Annotated in this window: 4 protein-coding genes; 2 read left to right on the top strand and 2 right to left on the bottom strand. The window is 70.6% G+C overall.

Annotated elements, in window-relative coordinates; genetic code table 11:
• Positions 1-1,555 (top strand): alkaline phosphatase (locus O3Q52_RS48925; protein ID WP_269654902.1); only part of this gene is annotated, 1,555 nt, incomplete at its 5' end.
• Positions 1,556-1,657: 102 nt separating this feature from the next.
• On the opposite strand, the gene O3Q52_RS48920 is transcribed toward O3Q52_RS48925, so the two are convergent.
• The gene (locus tag O3Q52_RS48920; RefSeq protein WP_189840316.1) at positions 1,658-2,227 is read right to left on the bottom strand and encodes a dienelactone hydrolase family protein; all 570 of its coding nucleotides are present in this window, start codon (positions 2,225-2,227) and stop codon (positions 1,658-1,660) included.
• A 173-nt stretch (positions 2,228-2,400) separates the two neighbouring features.
• Here O3Q52_RS48920 and O3Q52_RS48915 point away from each other — a divergent pair, with 173 nt between their 5' ends.
• Positions 2,401-3,522 (top strand): mechanosensitive ion channel family protein, encoded by a 1,122-nt coding sequence (locus tag O3Q52_RS48915; RefSeq protein WP_269654901.1) that lies wholly within the window; start codon positions 2,401-2,403, stop codon positions 3,520-3,522.
• Positions 3,523-3,698: 176 nt separating this feature from the next.
• On the opposite strand, the gene O3Q52_RS48910 is transcribed toward O3Q52_RS48915, so the two are convergent.
• Positions 3,699-4,912, bottom strand: a 1,214-nt coding sequence (locus tag O3Q52_RS48910; protein WP_269654900.1) for a sodium:proton antiporter, incomplete at its 5' end; no start/stop codon positions are given.

The following is a 4,912-nucleotide window of genomic DNA, read 5'->3' as shown; positions in this document are numbered from 1 at the left end:
CGCCGCCGCGCTGCCGGCCCGCGCCGCCGAGGCCCCCGCCTTCCTGCACGGCGTCGCCTCCGGCGACCCGCTGCCCGACGGCGTCCTGCTGTGGACCCGGGTGACTCCCACGGCCGCGGCGACACCCGGCTCCGGGCTCGGCCCCGACGTCGAGGTCGGCTGGACGGTGGCCACGGACAAGGCGTTCACGAACGTCGTCGCGAAGGGCTCCACCACCGCGACCGCCGCCTCCGACCACACCGTCAAGGCCGACATCCGCGGTCTGAAGCCCGCCACGGCCTACTGGTTCCGCTTCTCCAGCGGTGGCACGGACTCACCGGCCGCCCGCACCCGCACCGCCCCGGCCCATGACGCGGCCGTGACCGGCATGCGCTTCGGCGTGGTGTCCTGCGCCAACTGGGAGGCCGGCTACTTCGCCGCCTACCGGCACCTGGCCGCGCGCGGCGACCTGGACGCCTGGCTGCATCTGGGCGACTACATCTACGAGTACGGCACAGGCGAGTACGGGACGCGTGACACCGTCGTACGCCCGCACGCCCCGACGCACGAGATAGTCAGCCTCGCCGACTACCGCACCCGGCACGGCCGTTACAAGACCGACCCGGACCTTCAGGCCCTGCACGCCGCGGCCCCCGTCATCGCGATCTGGGACGACCACGAGTTCGCCAACGACACCTGGTCGGGCGGTGCCGAGAACCACACCGAGGGCGCGGAGGGCGCCTGGTCCGCACGTCAGTCGGCCGCCAAGCAGGCCTACTTCGAGTGGATGCCGGTGCGGCCCGCGATCGCGGGGACCACCTACCGGCGGCTGCGCTTCGGCAAGCTGGCCGACCTCTCACTGCTCGACCTGCGCTCGTACCGCTCGCAGCAGGTGAAGGTCGGCAACGGCTCGGTGGACGACCCGAACCGTACGCTCACCGGCCGGGCCCAGCTCGACTGGCTGAAGGCTGGCCTGAAGTCCTCCGACACGAGTTGGCGGCTGGTCGGCAACTCCGTCATGATCGCGCCGTTCGCCCTCGGCTCGCTCTCCGCCGAACTCCTGAAACCGCTCGCCGAGCTGCTCGGCCTGCCCAAGGAGGGCCTGGCCCTCAACACCGACCAGTGGGACGGCTACACCGACGACCGCCGCGAACTGCTCACGCATCTGCGGGACAACGCGATCCGCAACACGGTCTTCCTCACCGGCGACATCCACATGGCCTGGGCCAACGACGTGCCGTACAACGCCGGTACGTATCCGCTGTCGGCGTCCGCCGCCACCGAGTTCGTCGTCACGTCGGTGACCTCCGACAACCTCGACGACCTCGTCAAGGTCCCGGAGGGCACGGTCTCCGCCCTCGCCTCACCGCTGATCCGGGCCGCCAACCGGCACGTCCACTGGGTCGACACCGACCGCCACGGCTACGGCGTCCTGGACCTCACCGCCGAGCGGGCGCAGATGGACTACTACGTGCTGTCCAGCCGCACGTCCGCGAACGCGACGGCGTCCTGGGCCCGTTCGTACCGCACGCGCAGCGGCACGCAGAAGGTGGAGCGGGTGTACGCCCCGGTCTGATCCGGCACGGACGGGACGGAGAGTCCGGCACCAATGGGACGGAGTCCGTCGCAGACGGGATGAAGTCCGTCGCCGCCGGACTACAGCCGGACGTCAGCCGGGCTACAGGCTGTCGAGGAAGCCGAGCGCCACCTGCCAGGTGGCCTCGGCGGCCTCCTTGTCGTAGTCCGGCAGACCGGGGTCGGTGTAGAGGTGTCCGGCCCCCGCGTATCTGTACACCTCCACGTCGGCGCCCGCCCTCCCCATCTGGAGATACCAGGCGCTCAGCCAGTCGTCGGGCTCGAAGGCGTCCGGCTCCGCGACGTGCAGCTGGACCGGCAGATCGTCCACCGAGGCGTTCGGCGCGATGTCGGACGTGCCGTGCAGGAGCAGCAGCCCGCGGGCCTTGCTGTCGCCGAGCGCGAGGGTCTGGGCGGTCGCCGCGCCGAGCGAGAACCCCGCGTACACGATCCCCCGGTCCGAGTACGGAGCCGCGGCCAGGATCGCGCGCTTCAGCAGCTCCTCCTTGCCGAGCTCGTCCTTGAAGGCCCTGCCCTCCTCGACGGTCTCGAAGGTGCGCCCGTCGAAGAGATCGGGCGTCCACACCTCGTGTCCCGCCGCGCGCAGCCGGTCCGCCGCGTCGCGCACCGCGGGCCGCAGCCCGTAGGTCGAATGGAAGAGCATGATGTTCATGAGCCCATGGTGCCAGCCGGGACCGACAATGCCCGGGCCGGACCGGACCCGGCCGCCGGACGCGGGCTCGGGCCTGGGCCTGGGCCGCCGGAACAGGGGCGAACAGCGCCCGGTGGACGATGGGGCCGAGACCACATGTTCATGACGGCCCCTGTCCGGTTACGGTCGAGGGCATGGAGAACGTGCTGCGCCCGCTGATCGTCGTCGGCGGCTCGCTCGTACTGACGCTGCTGGTCGGCTGGATCGCCGACCTGCTGCTGAAGCGTGCCGACCAACGCCACCAGGGGGTCCCTCTGTGGGGCCTGCTGCGCCGCTGTCGCCTGCCACTGCAGGTGGTGATGTGCACGGCGCTGCTGAGAGGGTCCTACGACCAGGCCGAGATCGCCGTCGACCACTCCGCCTCGATCGGCCAGATCCTGACGCTGGTCCTCATCGGCTCCACGGCCTGGCTCGTGGTCCGTATCGCGACGGCGATCGTCGACTCGTCGTACTCCCGCTACGCCAACGCCCACCGCGATCCGGCCCGGGTCCGCCGGGTCCGTACGCAGGTGACGCTGATCCAGCGGGTGGTGTCGGCGATCGTCGGTGTGGTCGCGGTCGCCGCGATGCTGCTGACGTTCCCCGCGATGCGCGCGGCCGGCGCCTCCCTGCTCGCCTCGGCCGGCATCCTCGGCATCGTCGCCGGTGTCGCCGCGCAGTCCACGCTCAGCAACATGTTCGCCGGGCTGCAGATCGCCTTCGGCGACATGGTGCGCATCGGCGACACGGTCGTGGTGGACGGCGAGTGGGGCACGGTCGACGAGATCACCCTGACGTTCCTGACCGTCCGCACCTGGGACGAGCGCCGGATCACCATGCCGGTCTCGTACTTCACGTCCCAGCCGTTCGAGAACTGGTCCCGCGGCGGCGTGCAGATGACCGGGACGGTTTTCTTCCACGTGGACCACAGCGCGCCCGTCGAGGAGATGCGCGACAAGCTCCGCGACATCCTCCGCGAGTGCCCCGCCTGGGACGGCCGCGACTACGGCCTCGCCGTCACCGACGCCACCCCCAGCACCATCGAGGTGCGCGCCCTGGTCACCGCGAAGGACGCGGACGACATCTGGACGGTCCGCGTCACCGTCCGCGAACAGATGATCCGCTGGCTGACCGCCCACCACCCCTACGCCCTGCCCCGGGTCAACACGGCCGACGCGATCCTCCCCCCGGGCACCCACCCGAACGGCAACGACGGCCGGCCCCCGCGAACAACACGGGGCCGAGCGGTAGAACCCCCACGAACGGGCCGGGGTTAAAGCCCCGGCAACCGATGAGGCAAGCCCACACAGGGGCGCCCCAAAGGGGCGCGGGGAACGGCGCGTTCAGCCACAACGAACGCACGCCCGCCAACGAACGCGAACCCCCGCTGGAAACCCCCACCTTGTATGCGAGGTTGAAACGGGCGGAGCCGGCGGGAAAGCCCAAAAAAAGATCACCGAAGGCTCCGCACATCCAAATGCCGCAACACCCGATCCACCACCTCAGGATCGGCCCCGGCCTCACTCCGCGCGGCCAACACCTCATGCCGAGCCGCCGACAGCATCTCCCCCTGAATCCGCCGAACCCTCTTGATCCGCCGAACCCGATGCTCGTGCCCCTCCCGCCGCTCGTCCTCCCCCATGTCGGGACTGATCCGGAACCCGATGTCGAACGCCCGCCGCAACAACTGCTCGGACAGCTCGTCCGGCAGTTCCTCGACCTCCTCGATCTCCCGCAGCCGCCGCTTCGCCGCCTTCGCCGCCCGCAGGGCCAGCGCCTTCTCGAACTCCTGCTCCCGATCCGTGTCGGCCCGTACCCCCAGCTTCCGGACCAGCCACGGCAGACTCAGCCCCTGCACCACGAGCGTCGCCATGATCACCCCGAACGCGATGAACACCATCTCGTCCCGGTCGGGAAACGGCGCCCCGCTGTCCGTCTCCAGCGGAATGGCCAGCGCGAGGGCGACGGAGGCCACTCCCCGCATCCCGGCCCACCACATGACGACGGTCTCCCGCCAACTCGTCGGAATGTCCTCGTCGTGGTCCCGCTTCGCGTGCAACCGCTTCGTCAGCCAGGTCGCGGGCAGCAGATACGCCAGCCGTACGAACACGACGACCCCCACGATCGCGGCGGCCCACCCGAGCATCTCCTCCCACCGCCCGGACGCCGTCCTGATCGCGTTGTGCAGTTCGAGCCCGATGAGCCCGAACGCGACCCCGGTGACCAATGTGTCGACGATGTCCCAGAACGTGTGCCCGGCGAGCCGCGTCATGACGTCGTCGGCGTCGTTCGCGTACTCCGCCAGGAACAACGCCGTGGTGAGCACCGCCAGCACCCCGGACCCGCGCAGTTCCTCGGCCAGCACGTACGAGGCGTACGGCACGATCAGGGTCAGCCCGATCTGCAGCGTCGGGTCCCCGAGGTAGTCCAACAGCCGGTTCGTACCCCACCCGAGCCCGAAACCCATCGCCACGGCGACGACGGCGGACAGCAGGAAGTCGAGCGCGGCCCTCGGCAGCGAGAAGGTGCCGCTGACGGCGGCAGCGATGGCCACGTGGTACAGCACGATGGCCGTCACGTCGTTGAACAGCCCCTCGCCCTCCAGGATCGACACCAGCCGGCGCGGCAGCCCGAGCTTGCCCGCGACGGCGGTCGCCGCCACCGGGT

Source organism: Streptomyces sp. ActVer (genome assembly GCF_027270795.1).
GTDB lineage: Bacteria > Actinomycetota > Actinomycetes > Streptomycetales > Streptomycetaceae > Streptomyces > Streptomyces umbrinus_A.
The sequence above is the reverse complement of the archived record's forward strand: the minus strand, read 5'-3'. Positions and strand labels throughout refer to the sequence as shown.

Coding starts and splice junctions, on each gene's coding strand:
- O3Q52_RS48920 (WP_189840316.1), bottom strand. CDS start 2,227: ATGAACATCATGCTCTTCCATTCGACCTACGGGCTGCGGCCCGCGGTG.
- O3Q52_RS48915 (WP_269654901.1), top strand. CDS start 2,401: ATGGAGAACGTGCTGCGCCCGCTGATCGTCGTCGGCGGCTCGCTCGTA.